Below are 22,504 nucleotides of genomic sequence, written 5' to 3'. Positions count from 1 at the left end.
AACACCAACATCTTCACAAACCCCCTCTGCAACATCTTCGAGGATTCTTTCAGCAGATACATATAAGTTATTCTTTGCACTCTGAATTTGACCTACGTAATTTCATCTGACTTCGCAGCTTCAATCGCTTTCTCTTTTGTATCATGATACTCTCCATACCAAACATCTCCATTAGTATAATTAAACATCCATTGACCTTCTTTAAAACTCATATTGCATTCGCTCCTTTTCCATTAAAACTAAAATTTTACTGTGTCATCCATACTTTAAAATGAAAGCTAAGAATTTTATTAGCTTTTTCCGATAAATAATTTGTTAGATAATTCATTCATAAAGGAGAAGTTTCATGGACATCCCTGCTAATTCAATGTCCTTAGCTCAGAACAATTTAAGTCAAGCTGTTGGAATAAGTGTTCTTAAAATGGCTAAGGATCAGTCTACAGAGCAAGCTCAACAAATGATTCAAATGATGGCACAGAGTGTGCAACCACATTTAGGCGGAAATCTTGATATTAGTGGCTAGTATTATTATGAAGAAGAGAATTTTCTTTCTCCTTCACCCCCTGTCCTAATAAAATTCAAATTTCATTTAATCCTTCACAAACTTTTATGAGACAAATTACCTATAATAATGGTAAAATGTTCCTATTAAATTTGGAAGGAGGAAATACTTTGAAAAAACTCGTTATTACATTACTAACAATGGCACTCGTATTAAGTTTTGGGACTTCTGCATTCGCAAAAACATCTGTAAAAGGCTACACTAAGAAAAATGGTACACATGTTGCTCCACACAATCGTACTGATAAAGATTCAACCAAAAAGAACAACTGGAGCACTAAAGGGAACGTAAACCCCGAAACTGGTAAAAAAGGCACTAAAAAAGCAAGCTAATACATAAGCCGCTGCATCCTTTGCAGTGGTTTTTTATTTAACTCCCGATTGATAATTGATACATTTTTCGATATGATTATTTATCAAAGGATGGTGTCGCGGTGCTAAATGTCAAAATCTCAATTGATGATGGTAAAGGTAAGAAAGCAGAGATTGAAATATCTGAAGCAGATAATTTAAGTAAATTGGTTATTATAGATAAAGTGTTCAGACTATTTGGGATAGACTCAGATGTATTTGAAATGGTTGATACATACTCTAAAATTGGTGATGCATATAGTTCATTTTTTAATGATGTGCAACCAATTGAGCACGAGGTAATCCATAAAACAGATATAGATAAAAATGAAATTAGAGAACAGTTAATACAAGGTTTAACTGAAGATAAGATTGAATTAGAGAATACATATAAAACAGTTGATGATCAGCCTGACTTCGTAAGAACTGGGATCAAAATTAGAGATGATGGTACAAAATTATACAGACTACATTATAAATGCCATGCATGTTGGAATAAAGGCAACCATTGGGTTTATGAAGGTTCTATAAGGACATGGTGTCATAGATGCCAACATGAGCTACCAGTTTCCCCTGCAAATCCAATTGGACACTTAACACAGGACACGTTTGGAAACTTTTATGTTGCTGGCGATTTTAAAGACAGGAATGTCTGGAATAATTCCCGATGAAATTAATGTATTATTTCTTATTCATTCACGTGTCGTCCGACAGTCCTTACAGTAATTCTTAAACTGTTTACCTGTATCTTTAAATGTATAGCCTGCTGCCAATGCTCTGTTCATTCGATTATCAAAACCAATAGGATATGCGGATTCACATAATTCAGTCTCTTTCTTGCAATCATCACATATAACAATACTCTTATAGGTTATTATTTCTTCTGTTCTAAATGCCACCTAAGCACTTCCTTTTTGATAAAATGGAGCATTTATTGTGTTGCTATAATTTAAAATTAGCTGCTATGAGTTTTCTTAGGAACCAGAATAGCGGAAATAAGAATAGTGCAATTAAGCAAACAGTGAATTTGCTAATATCCATTTTCGAATCCCTAAAGTCTACTAGGTAGAATCTTAATGTTACAAAACCCATCATCATATAAATTGTTATAACCCACTTAATAATTTCCATTCAACACACTCCTTCCCAATAAATGTCGCCTTTCAATTGCTTTTGTTTAATGCTAATGCAATCAACTCAGCATCTAACTTCTTTAGATTCTCAGCAATATAACGCTCTTCGCTTGTATCAAAAATAGAGTAGTTTTCTTTTGTTAGTTCCCTGTCTACTTCGTATCTATCATATTCCAAAGTAATTCCTCCCCACAAAAATGCATCTTTCAATATATTTCATTACAGCGGTTTTTGTATTGTGTTTTTATTTCGTGTGCCTTAATAATGAGTCTTCCTTCTAGTTCAGAAACCATTTTTCTTGCATCGCATTTTGGACAATAAATATGCATTACATCTTCAAATCTCCCAACTGGAATTCCACATGTTGTATGGTCAACATATTCTTCTCTGGACTCTAAGTCGAACCATTCGTGTTCACAGATTTGCTTCTTTTTTCTCCAAAGCAAGATTTATTCACTTCCTCTCCCTAATAAAATATTCGATTTATTGGATCTCTTTTGTTGAATATGTGTTGTATTCACCAGCAATAATCTCTAAACAGTTCAATTGATATCCAAAGCATACTCCACCATCGATTCCTATCTTACCTTCACCAAAATAGATATCTGGTTTCTTGTGTAGGTTAATCGTTGGGGTATGACCAAAGACTATAGTCTTGCTAAATGGGGTTTTATTAGCTAAAAAGATATCTCTGATCCAAAGGAAGTTTTCAGTAGGTTGAGACTTCCAATCTTTTTCTGTGTAGTATGGACTTAATCCAGCATGAACATAAATGTGTGATTCGTCTTCATGGTAAAATGGTAAGGAGTCGATGAAAGCAATATGTTCATGATAATGTCTTTTAATGAAGTCTTTTGCTTCTAGATATCTGTTGAAATCAAAGCCGCTGTGATTCTCAAACCAATTTAGCCCACAATAACTTTCAATTGTATTAATCCCACCATTATGTAAGAATATATAATCATCTTGGCCATTGATGGCATCTAAAAACATTTGATCATGATTGCCTCTCAGGGCAACTACTTTATGATGTTCAACAAGATTTTTAACTGTCTCAATAACCTCTTTACTTTTAAGCCCTCTATCCATATAATCGCCAAGCAAGATAAGCTTATCTTCTGCTGGGTCGTGTTTTACATGTTCAAGCAATTTCAAGAATTTAGTGTGACACCCGTGAATATCACTAATTACCAATGTTCGTCTCAGTCTAATGCATCCCCAATCTTCCAGTAATGTTTGCACTTTTCGATGTGCGAGTTACTTTAACTCGATCTGATGCAGCAATCATTTCGTACAACTCTTCTGTAAATTTTATTTGTATATCTTCGAGTGAATATTTTTCACCAAAGTTAAGATGAATTGATCTAATGTCACCATTTCTAAAACATCGATTTATTAATAACTTAGCTGCCTCAGTGTACTCCAATATTCAGATCCTCGATTCTTTTGTATGTTACTTTGCCGCATAACTCATCGTAACGAGTTCGAATGTCATTATCATGTGGGAATACAACCTTAGCAATTTTAAAGTCTCTATATGTATCTTCGTATTCATAGAATGCTTGGATTACTCCACTATCTGAACTATATATGTTTAATTGACTCCTCATTTTACACATCCTCATTCTTTTATTTTTATGTTATAATCGACTTAGAAATAATGACTAAGAAGTTTATATATGTATGAGCTAAAACTGTAACGATTAAGCTATTACTCTTTTTATAAAACCAACAAAATACCATACCTACTGCAAAATATCCTAGAAATAATTGAATACTTAAGTGTGCTGCCGCGAATAACATTGAGCTAATAATTGATCCAATCCAAAAATTGCATCGTTTATCAAGTGTTCCGAAGATAATCTTCCTGAAGATCAACTCTTCCAATATAGGTGCAAATAAAACGGCTGATACTGGTATGATGGGAATATTAAATAATTTCATTGACATGTTTGCTATTTCTGTGTTGAAAAAAAGTTTAGCTGCAAGGTTCAATCCTGATTGTAACAAAACGGCGATTACAAAAGCATTCCCAGCCAATTCATATATAGAACGTTGTTTGAATATTGAAAGATCGAACTCCTCAAATTCTTTCTGATAAATATACATAGCCAATGTTAACATGATTAAAGGTGATAATGTGATAGTGTAGCGGCTTTGCCATATATATGAGACTACGTTAATTAGAGTAAATAATGTTATGAAAATTAAGTTTTTATTTTTAATGCGAAACCAAGTCCTTTCCAAATTCCTCTTTATTGCTATGTATGACTCTATCCCAGTTATGTGGCAAATAATTTTTCAGCTTCTTTTCGTTATCTTTAAGTTTAAACTCAAGACTTTCTAGATGTGATTTTAACGATCTAATTTGGGAAATTTCATACTTAGTTCGTCTTCGTTTCAGTAGCATTTCTTGCAAAGTCTTTGCAATCTTGTAGCCATCTGATACATCAAAAGTCATGTCCTCTAACTCATGAGTTAGGTTTGAAATTGCCTTATCATGAACTGATAGTTCCTCACTCATTATTCCCAATTCGCTCTGCAATTGCTGAATTTGATTTGATAATGATTTGTATGCATAACACATTTCCTTTCCCTCCTTTGTAAAAAAAGATGATATCTTGCTTTCAGGATATTATTTCCTTTGGCTTGATATCATCTTATCACATCTATATTATAATGTACACTGTTATTTTTACTTTATATCTATATTGCTACTACCATATCAATCTTTGGATGATACTTGTAATTAATAAGCTTTATATCGTTCAGTGTGAAATCATAAAAGTCTTTAACATCAGGGTTAATCCATAAATCTGGTGCATGATATGATTCTCTGTTCAACTGAGTTTTGACTGGCTCAATGTGATTTTCATAGATGTGTGCGTTATTCATATAATGATTTAGTGTGCCAACTTTTAAGTTTGTGACTTGGGCAATCATATGTACTAATACAGCATATTGGGTGAAGTTAAAAGGGATTCCTAGTCCGACATCTCCGCTTCGCTGAACTAATGTGCAGTTCAAATGTCCATTTGAAACGTCCCAGATCGTCTGAAACGCACAGGGCTGAAGTGCCATGTCATCTAGGTCATCTAAGTTCCATAGAGTCATAATATGCCTTCTGGACTGAGGATCGTTCTTTAATCCATCAATAAGTTTATCGATCTGTTTGTACTTGGCAATCTGATAACCGTAAGCTTTACCTATGCTACCATCCTCTCTCATCCACTCATCCCACACTGTGACACCCATTTGCTGTAATCCGCGAACATCATTACTCTGCATAACGTATATCCAGAATAGCTCCTTTACAGCCGTTTTAAAAGGTACAAATTTAGTTGTGAGAATAGGAAATTCATTTTGAAGATCAAACGTAAATAGTTTTCCAAAAAGTTTCTTGGTTGGGATTCCTGTTCGATTATTATCGTAGTAACCGTATGTTAAAATGTCTCTTACTAATTCTAGGTATTGCTTATCTGCTTGAGTCATTTATATCTCCCTTAAATTCGATTATAAAAGGAGAGTGAATGAACACTCTCCAGTGATATATATTATTGTGCTGATTCAATTTGCCGTTGGATCTCGGCTTCGAGAAATGGCTCAGGTGGTTGCCATGTAGGAGGCTTCATAACCTTCCCAAATTCATTATATCGCGGCTTCCCATCTTCCCATAGCTTGCCCATGTTTGCTCCATGGACAATTTTATATGGTTCCTCTGGATCAACTCCCATTTCAGTAAAGTTGCCATTACCAAAATAGATAATATCTAAGTTCGCATCTACTTGTGCAGTCATCACATCTTCAGGGTACTTCTTTTCAAGTTGTCGTTCATATGTATTTTTCATATTGGCAAGCAGCTGTGCATACATTTCTTTGAACGCTTCATCACTTTGAGCAGTTGCATGAATGAGTTCAATTACTTCCTCACACACCCAAGTAGAACGATTAATTACTTGATCCTTGGACAAGATAGTGGGTTTATTTGGGGCAGCTAGGTTAAATGCTTTATGGAATTCTGTTGTCATTTCATAATGTGTTATATTTTGCATTCCTTTGAATACTCCTTTCATTGTAAACTTCACACCATACAGTGGTTACTATAGCTAGAAGTTTGTGTGAATAATTTTTAACTTATTTAATGTATTATGCTTCACAATTAGAACATAGTTTATCTTTACTGAATTGTTGTGCTGCGTTTGTGCTGTGTTGGTAGTACAGAGTTTTGATATTGTTCTCCCAAGCGAACAGATACAATCCGTTAATATCTTTTGCAGACATTTTTGGATTAATCATCACGTTCAGCGACTGACTTTGATCTAGGAACAATTGACGGGTAGATGCTTGATCCAATACAACGTACTGATCAATCTCACAGAATGTCTTAAATACTTCTTTTTCATTATCATTTAAGAATTCAAGATGCTGTACAGAACCGTCATTGTCTCGGATACTATTCCATACTTCTCGTGTATCCTTATCATAAGCCTTCAGAGCCTCTCTCAAGTATGGATTCTGAATAGTTACTTTAGCTTTTGCAACATCTTTCACGTAACAGTTTGACCATACAGGTTCAATGCTTTGCGATACTTGACCCAAGATAAATGCAGACGATGTTGTTGGAGCAATTGCTGTCAGTGTGGTATTACGGCGACCATAGCCTTTAAGCAGATCGGGCTCACCAAACATAATGGCCAATTCCTTAGATGCGTTGTGTGCTTTTGTTTGAATGAAACTAAAGACACGAGAATTTAATTTAGAAGCTTCCAAACTTTCAAATGGAATCATTTTAGATTGTAGGTAAGAGTGCCATCCCAATGCGCCTAATCCTAATGCACGATTAGTTTTTGCAAAATTATAAGCCCTTTCCATAAAGCTAAATGCCAGCATATCCTCTTTGCTTTCGGAATCACGCATGTTTTCAAGTTTTTCTATGAAATCAGTCATGACTGCATCTAGGAAGAACACCATTGTTTCGACTGCATCCGTGTCTTTCCATTCGTCATAATGCAAAAGATTCATCGATGACAAGTTGCAAACAAACGACCATTCATCGTTGCTTGGTAATAGAACCTCGGAACATAAGTTGCTCGCATAAATTTTTAAGTTTTTATCCTTATAAACATCAACTGTATTTTTATTAACCGTGTCTAAAAAAAGGATATATGGGTATCCGATTTCAACGCGACGCTGAATAACTTTTGCCCAAATAGCGCGTTTGTCTGGATCTCCTGCGATCATAGCTTCCATCCATTCATCGGTTACAGTTACAGCATGAGTCAATTCTTGAATAGGATTGCCTTCTGTGCCAATCCTCAAAAACTCTTCAATGTCTGGATGGTCAACTGGAAGGTATGGTGAGAAGCGTCCACGCCTCGTGCTGCCTTGACTAACTACATCTGTCATCTTTTCAAACAGTTCCATAAAGTGAACAGAACCCGAAGATTCTCCGTTGTCTGTAATTGATGCTCCACGATGACGCAACTCACCAAAATAACCTGATGTACCACCACCAAACTTACTCATCATTCCAACTTCAGATTGAGTGTATAGGATTCCCCCCATATTATCGGGAACAAATGAACCAAAGCAACTAATAGGAAGTCCTTTATCATTTCCGAAGTTTGCCCACACTGGAGTGGACAATGAATAATAACCATTTTCCAGATATCCATAAAACTTATCTGCAAACCCTTTAATGCCGAGAAGTGATTCTGCTGTATCTGCAATAATACGAATCCGTTGTTCTGGTGACTGTCCTTCAGTCAAGTATCCACGCGATAAAAAATTCCTGCTATTTTCGTTTAACCATTTCATGTAATAATATCCTCCAAATGTTTTATTAAAATAAATCGTCACCAGTAATGCTTTGTGTTCTTTTACTATAATTGATTGAGCGTTTAACGAAGAAATCCACATGTTTTGTGCTGACAATTTCAGTATCAAACCAGTCAGTATCTTCTAGAAGTTTGTCATTGGTTTCAAATATACGCGCATAACCAATGCTCTCCAGTGAGTTGTTCAACCGATTTTTGACAAACTCTTTAACAGTCTCTTTTGGTAAAAAGTCTAAGTCACCAGATTCATAAATCCAGTCAATAACGATTTGTTCTGATTCATAAGCTTCTTTACAGGCTTGAATTACCATCTGTCCCATGTGATCATCAAACCATTCAGGCTGTTCGCTGCGAATAATCTTGATAAGATCAATACCGAATAGACCGTGAATCTGCTCTTCTTTGGATGTTGCCTCAATAACATTTGACATTCCCTTGAAGATGTTTTTGTGTTTATTGAACGACATGATGATTAGAAATTGTGAGAACAGAGATACGTGTTCAATGAACAGTGAAAACAGAAGAATTGATAGAGTGTAATCTTTATTGTCCTGAGTTTTCGCTAGTGCTGCACCTTTTGTCAAATAATCCACACGTTGATACAACGCAGGGATTTTATCAATCTTCTTGAATTCGTCATTCAAACCCAAGATTTCAAGCAAATGTGAGTAAGCATCAGAATGTCGTACTTCACTTTCAGCGAATGTATATCCAACTGAACCTACCTCTGGTTTAGGTAATCGTCGGAACAAATCACCCCAAAAAGATTTAACCGCAACTTCGACTTGAGCAATTGCAAGCATTGTATTCTTAATTACATTTCTCTCTACATCTGATACATTAATCTTGAAATCTTGAATGTCTGACGTATAGTTGAACTCGGTGTGTAACCAATAAGAATGCTGAATGGCTTCTTTATATTCAGAAAGTTCTGGATATTCATATGGCTTTAAATTTAAGCGATGTTTGAAAATATCAGGTCGTCTTTCTTGATTTCGTTTTTCGCGGTAGAGAATATATGCTTTTGCTGTAGATTTATGTTCTGATCTCAGTAGAACCGTTTCCACTAAATCTTGAACAATCTCGACAGTTAATTTTTCATAATCCCCGTGTTCTATTAACTCAAAAACACCTTTAGTTAACCTCACTGCTTCTGAGTTATCAAATTCTCCTGTTTGAGTTCCTGCTTTCTCAATAGCACTTGTAATCTTCTCTACATTAAATTTAACTGCTGTTCCATTACGCTTCGTAATTAAGTTTGGCAACCCCATCTTCTCTTCCTTTCAAATAACACATTATGTATTTTACTTGTTACATATGAAAGTACAGCTGTATCGACTACTAGAGCTCATAGTTGTCTCCAAAGTCCACTAAATACTCTTCAATTTTATTGTTTAGATTTCTTAAAAACTCTTCATCTTCATGTAAAACATTAACTAGTGCTTCAAGTTTTTCACTATCCAAACTGAGTCTATTTTCATCAATTAAATTTTCTAATTCATTTTTAATAACCATTTTGTAAGCCGTTCTAAAATCCATGTAAGTTTGTTCTCCTCTCAAGTTGAAATCATAATATCCACTTGCCAATTTTTCATATGTATTTACCACTTCAAAACTCCACCATATTCACCAATTACATAGCCTTCAGGCAAATCAACAATGTCATATTGTTCTAGTAAATGCTCTTCTTTCAATGCCAATGTCTTGTTCAGAATCAATGTTCCAATATCATTTTCATATGTATGGACACTATACCCAAATCGCGAATATTCGACTGTTCCAAGTTTTCCTGTTTCCTTCTGCTTAACAACTGATCCAGTTTTAAGAATATAAGTCCCTCCTTTTATTTACCGATGAAAGACAGCTCTTATTGCGTTTAATTCTCATCAAACCCGTACTGATCACTTGGCTTATTTGGCCTTCCAGTGAACATACACTCATCAGCTTTACATGAACATGCTGAATGCATCCAAACATCACACTTCTCACAGTAGTTAGAGTCATAACTATCGCAATATTTTACAGTTGGCATCTCGTAGTATTTCATGCCTTTCGGGTAGTTGCAATTACACATCTTTTGCTTCCCTTCCGATGAAACTTGAAATTTATTGACTACTCATACTTCTTCTTCAATTCCTCAAGTTGCTTTCTTTCAGCTTCTTCTTTCCATTTAACTATTATACTTTCATAATCTTCATCAGCCTTTTTATGCTTAGCGTTAATTGCCTCTAAAAATGTAGCCACATTAACCTTGTAACTAAGGTCATAGTTAATCTCAACTTCAATGATCTCCGCATTCCCATAGGGATATTTAACTTTATTCCAACTGGTAGTAAATTGAGTCAAATGGCTCTTTAGGTGTCCAATCGTAGACCAAGACTTACCTTCCTTTGTCCAAATATCATATGCTCTTGTTCCACCTCTAGAAAACAACCCTGTTTCTTTGTCTCTAATCTTATAAACCTTATGTATAGTTTGATTCATTAGTCCACCAAATCAGCTTGAAGCTCATCGAAAGAATTACCTGAAGCAACATCCACAATGCTGATTCCTTTAGAAAAATGATGCCTTAGATTTTCATCGTAAACTTTTTGATAATATTCTAATTTAGAGGTGAAATTTTCACACTCGTTGATAATGATTTCATCCCTCTTAAATTCCTCCATATGTACCTTTACTCCAATGAATCGATGCCCTAATGTTGAAGCTGTATCAAAAGCACTATTTAGAAAATCAATATGCATATTATGTCTCCTCTATTTTTTATTTTTATTGCTCGAAATAGTCATTATTAATATGATCCAAATACACTGGAAGACTACCCTCATCTTGTAGCCATTCCATACCAACACTATTAATTGTTTTGAATTCAACATTAAATGTTGTGTAGTGCTTCATTTGATCCACTAGTGTTTTACGTTGAATTGTATGTTCTTCCTCAATTAATTTCCCGTCATAATAAAGTCCTTCCCAGTCATCGCCTGAGACAAGAGTTAGTACTTTTTCTCCCATGTAGCTCTCCTTATGAAATCAGTGTTTTATGGACTATTTAGTTAATAATAGTTCAAGTAACTTTCCTACTTTGTTAAGTGTTTTCATTGCATCATCTTGGTTAGTAGTCTTAGAACCAAACCTCAGTTGAACATCTACAATTAAACTTGTTGGAGAGGTTTCAATGTTTTTGAAATCAAAACTAAAGTCATCATAAAGTTCTTCGTTTCCAGTTAAAATTTCTTCATAAATTCTATTAATCCAGTATTCTTTTTTTTCATTGCTCACAAATTAATCCTGCCTTTTCTAGTTATATTCAATTGAAAGAACTGTTGTATTGGCTTATAGCTACGACATCTTACTGAGCATTTCCTTTAATGCGGCTCGTTTACCGTATTCATACCCATGGTCATACCCAAGTTCATACGCATCATCAAAATTTCCACCTGAAGCATCACACGCGTTAAAATCTTCATTTGTTACTTCTTCAATTTCATCAATCTTCAATTGTACTTGTTCCAAAAGCAACGCGATTGTTTCTTTCATATTTTCATTTCTCCTTTAATAATTAATTTGCTTTGAAATTATTCTCTTATAGTGAATCAACTGAATACCTTTTTACATTTTCAGTAACAGTTGTAACTTCAAACGTATCAAAACCTAGTCTTCTAGCTTGATCTGCAATGATATCTGGTGAAGGTAGCCTATCATACTCACCGCGTACAAACTTAGCTTGCTCACCATTCTCGGCAACGTCTTCAGCACTACACATCTCTAATTTGTAATATGTATGATTCTCTTCGTCGTACTTATATGCCACTAACATTCACCACATTTTTTGACTTCTTCAAAGTGCATGTTAAAAAATTCATTTAGTTTATCAGTTTCAATTTCTTTAATGATATGCCGTTCATTTTGATCATTGACAGCTCTAATAACTTTCTTAAAACTCCATTGATCTTTAAGTTTAGCTTCATATCCTTCGTAAATTTTACCCTTAGTGAATGCTATGTAATTTTCCTCTTGCATCACTACATCCTTGATGCAGAGTAGTTGCTGCTTATTCAAATCATTTCCTTCCCTTCTATTTCATCCAACTCAATATTAATATCATCAATTTTCTTAGTAAGATATTCGATGTCTTCAGAAATACGTCTTTCATCAGCCCTAAGATCTTCTCTATCTCCTAGAAGTCTTCCGAGTTCTTCCAGCAGTTCTCCATGTCTAGTCATGTGCTCTCCCTTCCCAATAAAATGTAAATTTCATTGGCTTTTCCAATCAATATGTAGTATCTATCGAAACAGATATACACTACATATGGTATTTCAAGAAGCAATCATTTCCCAAACAGGCATTCCCCATTTGATTTTAAAGTATAGTAGACAAGCAAATGCTCCGATAACAAAGCCTACTCCCAATATTCCAATTATGATGCCTACTACTTTAAGAATTGCTTGTGTAGCTATATCATCAAAACCGCCCAACATCATCTCTCCTTTCCTTTTCAAACATGGTTTTATTCGCTTTCACTAATGAACTTATTTGCCTCTTCTTCAGTTTCAAATGAATCTACAAATGTCCAATGCCAACCAGCTATCTCATCCCACGCTTGTTTAATAACGTTGTAAGTGCCAGTTTCATGTGGTGATCCTACATCGATAAATAATTCTTTGCTCATATTTATTTCCTCCTTCTTAATGATATGGGTATTTCATTTTAGAAATTTGAATGTAACACAATTGGTGCACCAATTTGACTTCTAGACAAAATGGCAACTTTCAGATTGCAGTTCAATTCATCTATAACTTCTCGAGAGTTGACATATAATCGACCAGAAAATGTATGGGAACGATCTTTCACTACAAGGAAAATACCTTCATCAATCTTAGTGAAAACAGTACTTGCTCTTTCTTTCAACTCTGTTATTGCATTTAAATGTGCAGGCGATGCATAATTCATACAATCACACTCCTTCTTATTGTCATTCATTTTGAAATGGTATTTTATAAATGATAATCAAGATTTATGCGTTCAGTTGTTAGCTCATAAAACTTATCGAAACTATCTAATCTAAAATAATCAACCAGACCATTTGGAAATTCAACTTTATACCTAATTGCATTTTTCAACTCAACTAAGCCTAGTACTGTTGGAATGCCACCATTCGATTTAAAGTTGCTGTTAATAATCCACAACATTTCACTATATTCATAATCAGCCGCTGCGTCTTTCCCCAATAAGGGCTTTTTCGGTGCAACATATATTGGATATTCGTTCATTTAGTATTCGCCCTTTCCTAAATAAAGTGCTTATTTCATTTCCAAATTTGATACCATTTTTTCTTAACATGTGCATATTTGCCACAGACAGATTTAATATTTTCTTCTCTCTCTTCCTGTAGCACTAACTGTTTCTTTCTATCGGCTAAGACTAGCTTCCTTGTTTCAAGATCCTGCTCCGCTTTCTTCTTAGATGCTAAATCCTCATTAATTACTTTTTTATCTAAGTAATATAAAATTTTCCCATCTTCTGAATGAGCAACTTTATTGATACAATAGTCCTTGCCTTCAATATGTATTAACTCACCTTTTTTCAACTCTCGTGTGAATTTATCTGTTTCAAATTCGATACTCCATGCAGCATGAGTCTCTTTGCTTACAACAATACCTTCTTCTTCACCATTATAATCAACTGTTATTTCGTAGCTTCTCCATTCATCCCACATTGAACGTGTATAAGATTCTCCGAGAAAATATTCTTTATTAATTAAACTGTGCAATACAACGCTTTTCATCTTTATTCTATACCTCCAATGAAACGAGAATTTTATTTAAATTAGTCGATATAGATAACAACTGTATAAGTTCCATCTTTATATATGCTACTAGAGCCACCAAAATGGCTAAATCCATCATCACAAATCATTGATAGTTCTAATTCATTTAACTCCACACCTTCTGGAATTCTTCCACGATAAGTATTTCGTGCATATCCTGATTCACAAGTATAATCACCAATTAGTTCTTTTTTAGGAAAGAAGTTATATCCATTTTCATTTGTTTTACGATATCGCTCTTTCAGTTTTTCATATGTATCAGTATATTGTTTATGCAGCTCATCATTCTTCTCAACTTCGAAAATGTCTTTAAGTTTCATTTCTTTCTCCCTTCCAAATTACCTTTTATTACAGGTCAACAGTAATACGTTTGACAATTCCCTCTTTATGGTTTTTTAATTGCTCAGGAGCTTCACCAGTAAACATCTCTAAATTTTCTTCGCGTACTCCAATGTAAGGATTGTAAGGCGAATAGTATACACGATAGTAATTATTCTCAAAGTCCCATCCCACTATTTTCCCTACATCATCCCCATTAACTCCAAATACACCATCCATAAAACTTCCCTTGTTCTTAACTACAAAAGTCCCAAGTGAGAATTTCTTTGTTTTCAAGAATTTCTCCACTCTGATATTCTCTTGAGTTCTACGACGAAATTCTTCAACAGATTTCTTCGCAACATGTGCTTCCAGTTCACTCATTTTCATTTGAAATTGTCTCCCTCTTCGATCCCAATGAAAGTTGACTTTCAATAGGTCATTTTGCATAATGCAGTTTTACGTATTCTTCTTTTAGTTCATCTCTTGAGATATTTAGTTTCATTAAGGCGTGTGTAAGTAACTCACTTTCACTTACTTCTGTTCCATTGCAATGATCGCATTCGATTAATGATGATCCATACATACTGTAGCGCTCATGAGTTTTATCGATTGTTCCATACTTTTCAATGAACTCGTCATAGCAGTCTCCACAGTAACTATCTTCACAATTGCTGCATTGCCCATAATGACCAGCATCGGAAAACGTTCCTTCGCAATGATTACATGTATACCAATCTACTCCCATTTAACACCTCTTTATTTTTCATAAGACGTTAAAACTCATCTTTTATTAGTTATTTTCTTTTTCATTAATTTCCCTATTGAGTTTTTTCCATTCTTCTCTGTCAATGAAAAGCATAATCCCCATTTTTCTCGCTTCTCCATAACCAAGAAAATCTGCTGCTGTATCCTCTTCAACAGCCACTTTTAGAAAAGCAGGCTTTCTTTTAGTTGCTCTACTAATTTCCATCAAACTTCCATTGATGAATTGTGCAGAAACAATATTTCTTTCAAGAGCAGTATTGATAATATCTTTAATCGATGCCATAAAATCTCCTTTCTATTGAACACTAATTTTATAAGAAGAGGGGTTTAATCGCCCCAACTTCCTCCAGAGTCACTGCTGCTTGTACTTGACCCACTATCAGATGAACTTGAGCTCGAATAATCACTTGACGAGTGTGAACTTGAATAATCGCTGTGGTGATTGCTGTGGCTATGGTTGCTCGATGAAGGTGAATGGCAACTACTTTTTGAATGGCCACTATGATGTTTACTACTTGAATCATCACAAGCATCTACTGGCTTACTTGAAGTTGAACTGAGATTTTGGTTTAGTGGATGCAATGGACTAGTTAAGTTGTTAGGATTGGTTAGAGAATTGTCAGTTTCCCACTTTGCATCAGGTTGCCTACTTGTCTTGTGAGGAGTAATAACTTCTGTTTTTTTTATGTTTGCTACCTGCTCATTTGAAGTTAAAGCTGGTTTACTTGATGTTTGCTGCTTTTTATAGGTATTAATCATTTGCTTATATTCATTAACTTCTTGTCTTAGTTGCTTATTTGCCTCCCTCAGTTCGGCAATAACTGCACCTTGATTTTCACTCGTTTCTTTGATTTGATGTACGCTAACCATTTGTGCGATTAGCCCAATCAGTAACAAAACTGCAACTACTGAAACTAGAATTAACATATTGCTCATCCCCCAGATATGATTTTTTAAACCTAATGAAAGCCCACTTTTATCGGCTTAAACCATCTTCTAATAACACTACTAATTCTCTTAAATCTCTCATTTGTTCGTATGACATCTCTGTTTCAAAACGTAGGATATAATCACTTAACAATCGGTATGCTTTCTCTACTCTTTCAATTTGGCTCATCGTTTACCGCGGCCTTTCTTACGAGGTGTAAGATCTCCATTAGCAAATCTCTTTTGCATAGGTGACGGTTGACGTAGAGTACTCTTGTCAGGAAAAACTCCACCATAACCTAACTTTTCTCGTTTACACAAAGCATCGAGAGTATTTTCTGCTTGATGACGGATTGTTTCTGTTAGTGGAACAAAAATTTGTTGACCTTTTGAAGTGTTTGCAAATCCAAAGAATTTCGGCATAATCAGTTTCCAAACTCCATTCGTTATGTATTATTATTTTTATTTTATTAACCGATCAAAATATCTTCAATAAAGACTTGATTGGTTTTAATCATTTTTTTCTGCTGAAAATTATAGTAGGAGTTCGTATTGAGGGTGCCCACAGCATTGATACCAGAGAAAATTGGAACCTTATCCTTATATGTTTCTTTGGTTCTAAACTTCATTAGCGTTACATTGCCACAAGAAACCTTAATAGTATCCTTGTTCTTGCCCATAACCTCTACATCATTCACAAATAGATTCTTCACAAGAAACTTACCAAGTGGGAAGTTAGCTCCAGTAATTCTGTAAAACTTGCTGATCTCAATAATAATTGATTCATTTATTTCATCACAATCAAATTCTAAATCATATTCAATCGTGTCTTCGAAATCTAAGTCTTTGGCAAGCTCTTGAACTTTGTTTATAAAAGGCTCAATCTTATCTTTGAAGACCCCGACCCCTCCAGCCCCCAAATGCCCCGCGGCATACATTACAAGTCCTGTAGATTCAAAGAATGATTTTAGATCGAAGCCGTTATAAGAGCGATAACTTCCTGCGTATGTTTTACCTTCTTTTGCGTCTGGTGAGAGAATTAAGCATGGACGTTGGTATTCCTTCGTGATGTCATTAGCAATCAATCCAGCAAAGTTCTTACCAATCTTTTTCTCGTGATCAAGGATAATGATAATTTTTTGAGTGTCATCGATCTTGTGTTGAACAAAATCGGTGTGTTTGATTTGACTCTTCTTACGTTCTTTATTTGATTTCTCTATTTCCTTCACTAATTCATCTGCTCTTGTGTATGTCTTTGTTGTAAGCAACTCAAGACCAAGGCCTAATTTATCCATTCGTGCAACCGCATTTAACAGGTTTGATACATTAAAGCCAATATCTACAGTTGATAATTTCTCTTTGTTTTTGAGACCTTTGAATCCTAAGATTGCAGCCAATCCGATATTCTTAACATTAGATAAACCAAGACTCACAATCGCTCTATTCTCCATTGTTTTCATGCACATCATATCTGAAATAAGTCCAATTGCAGCCATATCAACCAAATCCTGTGAATAATTAACGTTAAATTTATCATCTAATACTCTACATATTTGCCAGATAAGAGCCGAGCAAGAGAGATTTTTGTTGGGATAGGAGCAGCCCTCTTGTTGTGGATTAACTAAAATACAATTGTCATTTGGGTTTTCAATTAAATGATGATCAATCACAATCACATCAATCCCTGTATCTTGAACATGCTTGCATTCTTTTGCTTCAGATGACGAAGAATCAAGAACAATTAATAAATTTGTTTGCTTTGGAATCTCATCTATTACTGTGTGAAGCCCATGTCCACGTGTCCTGCTACCATAAAAATATGTAATGTTGTCAGTAATCTTACTTAAGTAATTGTATAGTATTGCTGTCGAGTTCAGACCGTCACTATCGGGATCGGCCATTATTGATATGTTTTGTTGCCTCGCCACTGCTTCATAGATTCGTTCTGTTGCAGTGTTAACATTCTTCAATAAATTGGGATCATGTAGTTCAAACTCTGTTGGATTGATGAATCTATCAATATCGTCAACTCCATTGATTGCTGCTAATTGCTCAATAATCTCATCGAATTCACTAAATTCTTTTGCAGGTTTTCGTTTTTTCCATTCCAGAATTATACACCTACTAGTATTATTATTTTTACTCTATAATGAACTTTATAATATATGTATTAAACCAAAAGCAACTTTCTTGTTTTTACTGCAATAATACCAGCATTTCGTCTTCCTCTATCATCAATTACATGAAACTCATCATCACCAAACACTTCTTCAACCTTTCCGAATTTCAATTCATATACATTTCCTATGGTTAAACAATTCAAGTCTGGGTAATTATTATTTAAAATTTCCAAGTGTGATGCTTCCTCATAGGATCTTACTTCAATAAAATTATTCAAAATGCTCATCTCTCCCTTATAATGAATTGATTAATCATGCTAATTGTGAGACAATATTTTTACCACCCTTTACTTAATATTATTTTTACTAGTATCTTCATTACCAATGTAACACGTTATTCTATTTTATGTCAATTGTTATTTTTATTTTATATAAGTTTCCATTTTCCAGTTTGGAAATAACGATCTAATCCAATAACTACACCATTAGTAGCCCAACAGACATCTCCCCATTGATTCATTTCTATCTCGCAATTCCTATATGTGCCCATAATACATATAGCTTTATCAAAAGGCTTCATCAAAGCTGCAACCTCTAATCCACTGTGAATATCCATATAGTGACACACCTCTCTCATAAAATAAATCTTTTATTGTATGAAAATGTCTAAGAAACAAGGTAAATCTAATTGTCTGGGAAATTTATTGGCATAGCATCTCTCACCTGTCCAATAACCTCTAGATTGACCATTCCACCATCCTATTTGATATGCAATTAACACTAATACAATGGTAATTGCCCAGTGCATATTTCACCTCGAATACATCTCATGAATCTTTTCCATCACAATTTCTGCTTCTTCTCGATAATAGCCATCTTTATAGATCTCTTCTAGCATAAAAAAACTATTATAAGTGTCTAGCAGCTCGTCAATAGACTGTACTTTTTTGGAAACAATAACTTCTACATGAGGAATGTTTATTAATGTTAACCCTGTTTTGCTGCGAACATCATAATATGTATTTTCAGTTATCTTACCCATGTAAAAGACTGCTGTTGCTTTTATTTTTTCGATCTCAAATAATATGTCTCCATGGTCTTTAACCCTAACTTTTTCACCAAATTTATAAGTACTTGGTTTCATTTGCATCACTCACTTTGAATATTTTTTCTTAATTCTATTGTACGAGTCTAAAGCCATCTCTTTTAAAACATTATGTAATGTATCTCCATCAGGGATATTCTTCTCAGTAATTATCCATAGCTTTTCGCGGTCTAGATGTGGAATTAATGTAGATAGGTCAGTTTTTAGGTAGTCTTTGACCATTGCTAAAACAGCTAAATCGCGTTGAATTGGCTTCAAGTATTATTCAACCTCTCTTTGAATTTCTTTGATTGCATTAGAAGCAATCCTGACAACGTTATATTCATGCCCACTGATTTGGCGAAAGCATTGATCCGCACACTCCTGCAAAGCTTCTATAAGTTTCTGGTTTTGTTTTCGTAATAATTCATTTTTCCCCAGTACTTCGGATGCCAAGCTAACTTGTTGTACAAACCCTTCTTTGGCTGCTTGATGCTCATTAAGAAGTTGCTGTAAAAGTTTTACGCTAGACTGTTCAATAGTATAACCATCAAATACTGTACTTAAGATGTCTGGTATTTCCTGCAATTGCTCTTCTGTTAACATTTAATCCCTCCCATTAAAACTACTCTTTTAATGGTTTTATAATTCGAAATCTTCTCTTAGATAGTCAGTGAAATTATGAGGAAAATAGTACCCCTTCTCATCCATATAGGCTGTTGTTAAATATTTACTTTCAACTCATCTAAAAATCTTATATCTTCGAATCACACTTTCCCATTGGTCACCGCGGATACTTTCGTCGTCATATTCTAATTTACCGTCTACATATAAGGCCTGATGGCACCCATGTGGATCTCTAACCATTTGAATTAAATGCATTCTATGCCCCTCTCTTTTACTCTCTTTCCATTTCAGCAATCATATCCTTGTAATGTTTCCAGTCATGTTCAGAGAAACAATTTTTATAGCTTGAAAGATAGTGACAGTCACCCTCGATAATGTCATTCAATGGAATGCAAATATAGTTCTCTTTCATGACTACTTCCAAGCCTGCATCCTCGAATATAAAACTACCCAAAATCTCCACAAATTTTTTTAAGTCGTGGAAATCAACAAAGACTATTGCGTATACTGTCTTATCTTTATGAAATCCCTTAGTGTATAAACCCGTCTCATGCTCCTTTAGAAAATCGTATAAATCCGCATTAACTTCCACTTACAATTCATCCTCTTTCAATGGTTTTCTTTTTTTAAACCTAGAATCCAATTCGTCTTCTTCAAACGGCTCAATCTCACCAGATGGGAAACGAACATTATACCAATTTGTTCTATGCATCATGTTTCTGTAGCGTTGCTCAACAACACCTTTTTGACCGAGTAGATGTAATATAGCATGAACATTAACATCTAAGTTTTTAAGCAATCTGACTGTTTGACCTTCTTTAAACAAGTACTCTTGCTCTTGTGTCATTGTATGTATCCCAACTCTCTTGCGAGTAGTTGGATTGCTTTCATATCTTCTTCAGGGTAAGCCCAATGAGCACCTAGTAGCCCACCGTAACCATGCTTCCCATTCGAGTGTGTTCCTTTGACAATGAAGTATCTGAAGTCGTTGACTAACCCCCATAATGTGCCACCATGACTAAACCCTTTTTGATCATAAAATTGTTCATACGGGTATATTCTGGCTCCAGTATAATCATCGTAATAAAACAGCGTTTTCCCAACTTGAGTAAAATGGGCATAACCATGATGATTTGGTTTGTAAAAAAAGTTCCTACCTCTATTACCTATCTCTTGAATAATTCGATTAACAATATCAATTCTATTCTGTCGTTCAACTAATTTACTCATTGTCTTCTCCTTATGAAAAATATAATTTACTCTTTAAGTAATGATTCGATCTCTCCAATCTCAAGCTCAATTTTCTTATCGTTTGATAGAAGTTTATCCAATTTAGCTTCCATTGCTTTAAGTTTATTCTCCTCGTCCTTACGATTTAGAAATTCAAGTTTAGCCCTCAGATCAGTCATCCAGTCCACAGCATTATATCCAGTAATCACGTATTCATCTAACAACCCAAGATCCTTTGCAGAAAGGATATATGTATTTAAATTAATCATCATTTGAATAATTTGCTCTTTACCTAAAACTTGAATATTATGACGAATACCATCTAACTCAATTGAGCAGTTAGTAATAGGAGTAAACTTTTTAGACTTATCAACCTTTGCACGTTTTTCTTCAATTTGCTTTTTAAGTTCTAGAATTTTGTTATCGTTATTATTTACCATGACGTAACCCTCCGATATAATTTTCCATTTTCCAAATATTCATTTTTGTAAATTGGCTCAAATTTATTGAAAACTTGTTCAATATCACCAATTGGAAATTCTTCATATCCTTTATTGCTAATGTAAGTGCCTTGTTTATAGTATTCTTTTTTGTCGTTATTGAAATGAATTTCTTCTTTGTTATATCCACTAGTTCTTAAAGTAAATCTTCGGTTATAAGAATATGAGTCGAGTTTCTTTTCTGATACAAATTCTTTAAATTCATCAAGAGTAAATGGAACATGCTCATCTTTTGTCTTGTCATAATGTGAATAATCTGTGCTTCGTTCTAGGTATTCAAACAACTCTGCATAATTATCAACACATTCTGTTGAGGTAGTCTCAATAAACTTGTCGCCTAAAGACTTAAGTGTTAACATGCTTAAATATTTGTTTCCGTCATATCCTTCTCTTACCCCAGTAGTAAAGAAATAATATTTACCCTTATTCACATTATGATTGACGTAATTGTATGTTCTGCCATAATTTCCATTTCCATTTTTTACTTCAACTCGCTCAGATTTAGTATCCTTCAAATCAAAACGCCCCATATAAATATATTCAGTGTTGTCCTTGGACTTATATGTCCCCCCAATAACCAATTCCTTTGATTTAACATAATTCTTCTCGTGCAGAATTTTGTTAAATTGTGAAATCTCAATATAGTCTGGTGAACTGGTTGGTATAAGTAGCAGATCTTTACCATCGAAACCGTAAACAAAATCGCCTTCAAGTCCCTTACCTTTAATCGAGTTTGTGTTCTCTAGGATGTAGAGTAAATTTGAGATGCTAATTTCAAATTCGAAATCACGCGGATCATAAACACGAACATAAGTCTGTCTATGATTCCATCCTGTACTATATCCTCCTGCTTTTTTATTTAATACAAATCCTGATGTCGGAATATTATCATGGATTACATTGTCAATCGATTTATCTCTCCACCCATTCCATGATGATTCTTTTCTTAAGACGCCTTTTTGATCGAAATAAATCACATAAGCTAATTTTTTTGTATATGTATCAGTTCTGTTTTGAAAGCCTGCATTAATTTTTTCTGGAATAAAAATATTAGTTTTCATTCAATCATCCTTTCAATTTTCCTATAAAATTCGTGTTTTATTGCCTATGCCAACGTTGATCTTCTGCCGTATGGTCACATATGCGACACGTGATAAGAACTATACCGTCATAGTCTCCAATGCACTCTATGTAGTCTTGATCCTCATTGCCGCATGTTGT

At 34.5% G+C, this 22,504-nt stretch carries 44 protein-coding genes; 3 read left to right on the top strand and 41 right to left on the bottom strand.

All coding sequences use genetic code 11. The annotated features are described in order from the left end of the window. Positions 1-346: 346 nt before the first annotated feature. The 3 genes from BC351_RS01325 to BC351_RS01315 all read left to right on the top strand — a co-directional run bounded on the left by BC351_RS01325 (position 347) and on the right by BC351_RS01315 (position 1,583). Complete coding sequence (locus BC351_RS01325) at positions 347-523, top strand: YjfB family protein (protein ID WP_079408909.1); 177 nt, start codon at positions 347-349, stop codon at positions 521-523. Positions 524-672: 149 nt separating this feature from the next. Next, on the top strand, positions 673-894 hold the full coding sequence (locus BC351_RS01320) for a hypothetical protein (RefSeq protein ID WP_079408908.1): 222 nt from the start codon (positions 673-675) through the stop codon (positions 892-894). 101 nt (positions 895-995) lie between these two features. Continuing rightward, the gene (locus BC351_RS01315; RefSeq protein WP_079408907.1) at positions 996-1,583 is read left to right on the top strand and encodes a hypothetical protein; all 588 of its coding nucleotides are present in this window, start codon (positions 996-998) and stop codon (positions 1,581-1,583) included. Positions 1,584-1,604: 21 nt separating this feature from the next. Here the strand turns inward: BC351_RS01315 and BC351_RS01310 are convergent, their stop codons facing one another. The 41 genes from BC351_RS01310 to BC351_RS01120 all read right to left on the bottom strand — a co-directional run bounded on the left by BC351_RS01310 (position 1,605) and on the right by BC351_RS01120 (position 22,344). Beyond that, a complete protein-coding gene (locus BC351_RS01310; protein WP_079408906.1) occupies positions 1,605-1,811 on the bottom strand; it encodes a hypothetical protein in 207 nt (68 codons plus the stop codon). Between the two features lie 264 nt (positions 1,812-2,075). Further along, positions 2,076-2,222 (bottom strand): hypothetical protein, encoded by a 147-nt coding sequence (locus tag BC351_RS42040; protein WP_158081954.1) that lies wholly within the window; start codon positions 2,220-2,222, stop codon positions 2,076-2,078. A 29-nt stretch (positions 2,223-2,251) separates the two neighbouring features. Beyond that, positions 2,252-2,491, bottom strand: coding sequence for a hypothetical protein (locus BC351_RS01300; protein WP_079408904.1), 240 nt, complete (start codon positions 2,489-2,491; stop codon positions 2,252-2,254). A gap of 37 nt (positions 2,492-2,528) precedes the next feature. Next, on the bottom strand, positions 2,529-3,287 hold the full coding sequence (locus BC351_RS01295) for a metallophosphoesterase family protein (RefSeq protein ID WP_279628292.1): 759 nt from the start codon (positions 3,285-3,287) through the stop codon (positions 2,529-2,531). A gap of 393 nt (positions 3,288-3,680) precedes the next feature. Next, the gene (locus BC351_RS44225) at positions 3,681-3,989 is read right to left on the bottom strand and encodes a CPBP family intramembrane glutamic endopeptidase (RefSeq protein WP_425270896.1); all 309 of its coding nucleotides are present in this window, start codon (positions 3,987-3,989) and stop codon (positions 3,681-3,683) included. A gap of 277 nt (positions 3,990-4,266) precedes the next feature. Beyond that, positions 4,267-4,632: a hypothetical protein gene (locus tag BC351_RS01280; RefSeq protein WP_079408901.1), complete on the bottom strand. Its 366-nt coding sequence runs from the start codon at positions 4,630-4,632 to the stop codon at positions 4,267-4,269. Between the two features lie 119 nt (positions 4,633-4,751). Further along, on the bottom strand, positions 4,752-5,537 hold the full coding sequence (locus BC351_RS01275) for a thymidylate synthase (protein ID WP_079408900.1): 786 nt from the start codon (positions 5,535-5,537) through the stop codon (positions 4,752-4,754). Between the two features lie 62 nt (positions 5,538-5,599). Continuing rightward, complete coding sequence (locus BC351_RS01270; protein ID WP_158081953.1) at positions 5,600-6,097, bottom strand: pyrophosphohydrolase domain-containing protein; 498 nt, start codon at positions 6,095-6,097, stop codon at positions 5,600-5,602. A gap of 94 nt (positions 6,098-6,191) precedes the next feature. Continuing rightward, complete coding sequence (locus tag BC351_RS01265; RefSeq protein ID WP_079408898.1) at positions 6,192-7,862, bottom strand: ribonucleoside-diphosphate reductase subunit alpha; 1,671 nt, start codon at positions 7,860-7,862, stop codon at positions 6,192-6,194. Between the two features lie 25 nt (positions 7,863-7,887). After that, on the bottom strand, positions 7,888-9,153 hold the full coding sequence (locus BC351_RS01260) for a ribonucleotide-diphosphate reductase subunit beta (RefSeq protein WP_079408897.1): 1,266 nt from the start codon (positions 9,151-9,153) through the stop codon (positions 7,888-7,890). 70 nt (positions 9,154-9,223) lie between these two features. Then, a complete protein-coding gene (locus BC351_RS01255) occupies positions 9,224-9,490 on the bottom strand; it encodes a hypothetical protein (RefSeq protein ID WP_144028231.1) in 267 nt (88 codons plus the stop codon). 504 nt (positions 9,491-9,994) lie between these two features. Then, complete coding sequence (locus tag BC351_RS01250; protein WP_079408895.1) at positions 9,995-10,366, bottom strand: hypothetical protein; 372 nt, start codon at positions 10,364-10,366, stop codon at positions 9,995-9,997. After that, the gene (locus tag BC351_RS01245) at positions 10,366-10,626 is read right to left on the bottom strand and encodes a hypothetical protein (protein WP_079408894.1); all 261 of its coding nucleotides are present in this window, start codon (positions 10,624-10,626) and stop codon (positions 10,366-10,368) included. Before BC351_RS01245 ends, BC351_RS01250 begins: the two co-directional genes overlap by 1 nt. 25 nt (positions 10,627-10,651) lie before the next feature. After that, positions 10,652-10,894: a hypothetical protein gene (locus BC351_RS01240; RefSeq protein ID WP_079408893.1), complete on the bottom strand. Its 243-nt coding sequence runs from the start codon at positions 10,892-10,894 to the stop codon at positions 10,652-10,654. 33 nt (positions 10,895-10,927) lie between these two features. Continuing rightward, positions 10,928-11,161 carry a hypothetical protein gene (locus BC351_RS01235; RefSeq protein WP_079408892.1) on the bottom strand — a complete coding sequence of 78 codons (234 nt, stop codon included), beginning with the start codon at positions 11,159-11,161 and terminating at the stop codon, positions 10,928-10,930. 60 nt (positions 11,162-11,221) lie between these two features. Beyond that, positions 11,222-11,419, bottom strand: coding sequence for a hypothetical protein (locus BC351_RS01230; protein ID WP_079408891.1), 198 nt, complete (start codon positions 11,417-11,419; stop codon positions 11,222-11,224). A 46-nt stretch (positions 11,420-11,465) separates the two neighbouring features. Next, positions 11,466-11,693 carry a hypothetical protein gene (locus tag BC351_RS01225; RefSeq protein WP_144028230.1) on the bottom strand — a complete coding sequence of 76 codons (228 nt, stop codon included), beginning with the start codon at positions 11,691-11,693 and terminating at the stop codon, positions 11,466-11,468. Next, entirely contained in the window at positions 11,693-11,941 is a 249-nt protein-coding gene (locus tag BC351_RS01220; protein WP_144028229.1) for a hypothetical protein, read from the bottom strand. Before BC351_RS01220 ends, BC351_RS01225 begins: the two co-directional genes overlap by 1 nt. Beyond that, positions 11,938-12,105, bottom strand: a complete 168-nt coding sequence (locus BC351_RS42035) for a hypothetical protein (RefSeq protein WP_158081952.1) — start codon at positions 12,103-12,105, stop codon at positions 11,938-11,940. The genes BC351_RS01220 and BC351_RS42035 overlap by 4 nt, the downstream gene beginning before the upstream one ends. Positions 12,106-12,198: 93 nt before the next feature. Then, a complete protein-coding gene (locus tag BC351_RS42030; protein ID WP_158081951.1) occupies positions 12,199-12,363 on the bottom strand; it encodes a hypothetical protein in 165 nt (54 codons plus the stop codon). Between the two features lie 26 nt (positions 12,364-12,389). After that, a complete protein-coding gene (locus tag BC351_RS42025) occupies positions 12,390-12,551 on the bottom strand; it encodes a hypothetical protein (RefSeq protein WP_158081950.1) in 162 nt (53 codons plus the stop codon). Between the two features lie 38 nt (positions 12,552-12,589). Continuing rightward, entirely contained in the window at positions 12,590-12,832 is a 243-nt protein-coding gene (locus tag BC351_RS01215; RefSeq protein ID WP_079408889.1) for a hypothetical protein, read from the bottom strand. A gap of 44 nt (positions 12,833-12,876) precedes the next feature. After that, positions 12,877-13,152: a hypothetical protein gene (locus BC351_RS01210; RefSeq protein ID WP_079408888.1), complete on the bottom strand. Its 276-nt coding sequence runs from the start codon at positions 13,150-13,152 to the stop codon at positions 12,877-12,879. Between the two features lie 35 nt (positions 13,153-13,187). After that, positions 13,188-13,667 carry a hypothetical protein gene (locus BC351_RS01205; protein WP_079408887.1) on the bottom strand — a complete coding sequence of 160 codons (480 nt, stop codon included), beginning with the start codon at positions 13,665-13,667 and terminating at the stop codon, positions 13,188-13,190. Between the two features lie 41 nt (positions 13,668-13,708). Continuing rightward, a complete protein-coding gene (locus BC351_RS01200) occupies positions 13,709-14,029 on the bottom strand; it encodes a hypothetical protein (RefSeq protein ID WP_079408886.1) in 321 nt (106 codons plus the stop codon). A gap of 28 nt (positions 14,030-14,057) precedes the next feature. Next, a complete protein-coding gene (locus tag BC351_RS01195; RefSeq protein ID WP_079408885.1) occupies positions 14,058-14,417 on the bottom strand; it encodes a hypothetical protein in 360 nt (119 codons plus the stop codon). A gap of 49 nt (positions 14,418-14,466) precedes the next feature. Beyond that, positions 14,467-14,775: a hypothetical protein gene (locus BC351_RS01190; protein WP_079408884.1), complete on the bottom strand. Its 309-nt coding sequence runs from the start codon at positions 14,773-14,775 to the stop codon at positions 14,467-14,469. 45 nt (positions 14,776-14,820) lie between these two features. Next, on the bottom strand, positions 14,821-15,078 hold the full coding sequence (locus BC351_RS01185) for a hypothetical protein (protein ID WP_079408883.1): 258 nt from the start codon (positions 15,076-15,078) through the stop codon (positions 14,821-14,823). A gap of 44 nt (positions 15,079-15,122) precedes the next feature. Further along, positions 15,123-15,722 (bottom strand): hypothetical protein, encoded by a 600-nt coding sequence (locus BC351_RS41325; RefSeq protein ID WP_144028228.1) that lies wholly within the window; start codon positions 15,720-15,722, stop codon positions 15,123-15,125. A gap of 186 nt (positions 15,723-15,908) precedes the next feature. Beyond that, complete coding sequence (locus BC351_RS01175; protein ID WP_079408881.1) at positions 15,909-16,145, bottom strand: hypothetical protein; 237 nt, start codon at positions 16,143-16,145, stop codon at positions 15,909-15,911. Positions 16,146-16,192: 47 nt separating this feature from the next. After that, complete coding sequence (locus BC351_RS01170) at positions 16,193-17,692, bottom strand: DHH family phosphoesterase (RefSeq protein WP_079408880.1); 1,500 nt, start codon at positions 17,690-17,692, stop codon at positions 16,193-16,195. A 200-nt stretch (positions 17,693-17,892) separates the two neighbouring features. Further along, positions 17,893-18,120 carry a hypothetical protein gene (locus BC351_RS01165; RefSeq protein ID WP_144028227.1) on the bottom strand — a complete coding sequence of 76 codons (228 nt, stop codon included), beginning with the start codon at positions 18,118-18,120 and terminating at the stop codon, positions 17,893-17,895. A gap of 149 nt (positions 18,121-18,269) precedes the next feature. Beyond that, positions 18,270-18,458: a hypothetical protein gene (locus tag BC351_RS01160; protein ID WP_079408878.1), complete on the bottom strand. Its 189-nt coding sequence runs from the start codon at positions 18,456-18,458 to the stop codon at positions 18,270-18,272. A 195-nt stretch (positions 18,459-18,653) separates the two neighbouring features. Continuing rightward, on the bottom strand, positions 18,654-18,986 hold the full coding sequence (locus BC351_RS01155) for a hypothetical protein (protein ID WP_079408877.1): 333 nt from the start codon (positions 18,984-18,986) through the stop codon (positions 18,654-18,656). Positions 18,987-18,995: 9 nt separating this feature from the next. Next, positions 18,996-19,205 carry a hypothetical protein gene (locus BC351_RS01150; RefSeq protein WP_079408876.1) on the bottom strand — a complete coding sequence of 70 codons (210 nt, stop codon included), beginning with the start codon at positions 19,203-19,205 and terminating at the stop codon, positions 18,996-18,998. 3 nt (positions 19,206-19,208) lie between these two features. Next, the gene (locus BC351_RS01145) at positions 19,209-19,532 is read right to left on the bottom strand and encodes a hypothetical protein (RefSeq protein ID WP_079408875.1); all 324 of its coding nucleotides are present in this window, start codon (positions 19,530-19,532) and stop codon (positions 19,209-19,211) included. Positions 19,533-19,824: 292 nt separating this feature from the next. Beyond that, the gene (locus BC351_RS01140) at positions 19,825-20,145 is read right to left on the bottom strand and encodes a hypothetical protein (protein ID WP_079408874.1); all 321 of its coding nucleotides are present in this window, start codon (positions 20,143-20,145) and stop codon (positions 19,825-19,827) included. Next, positions 20,146-20,400 carry a hypothetical protein gene (locus tag BC351_RS01135; protein ID WP_079408873.1) on the bottom strand — a complete coding sequence of 85 codons (255 nt, stop codon included), beginning with the start codon at positions 20,398-20,400 and terminating at the stop codon, positions 20,146-20,148. Further along, positions 20,397-20,783 (bottom strand): hypothetical protein, encoded by a 387-nt coding sequence (locus BC351_RS01130; protein ID WP_079408872.1) that lies wholly within the window; start codon positions 20,781-20,783, stop codon positions 20,397-20,399. Before BC351_RS01130 ends, BC351_RS01135 begins: the two co-directional genes overlap by 4 nt. Positions 20,784-20,809: 26 nt before the next feature. After that, complete coding sequence (locus tag BC351_RS01125; RefSeq protein WP_079408871.1) at positions 20,810-21,223, bottom strand: coiled-coil domain-containing protein; 414 nt, start codon at positions 21,221-21,223, stop codon at positions 20,810-20,812. Then, a complete protein-coding gene (locus tag BC351_RS01120) occupies positions 21,217-22,344 on the bottom strand; it encodes a hypothetical protein (RefSeq protein WP_079408870.1) in 1,128 nt (375 codons plus the stop codon). The genes BC351_RS01125 and BC351_RS01120 overlap by 7 nt, the downstream gene beginning before the upstream one ends. Positions 22,345-22,504 lie beyond the last annotated feature (160 nt).

The sequence above is a fragment of the Paenibacillus ferrarius genome (assembly GCF_002027705.1).
Classification (GTDB): Bacteria; Bacillota; Bacilli; order Paenibacillales; family NBRC-103111; genus Paenibacillus_E; species Paenibacillus_E ferrarius.
Note: the sequence above shows the minus strand (reverse complement) of the source record. Positions and strands in the feature narration are given on the sequence as shown.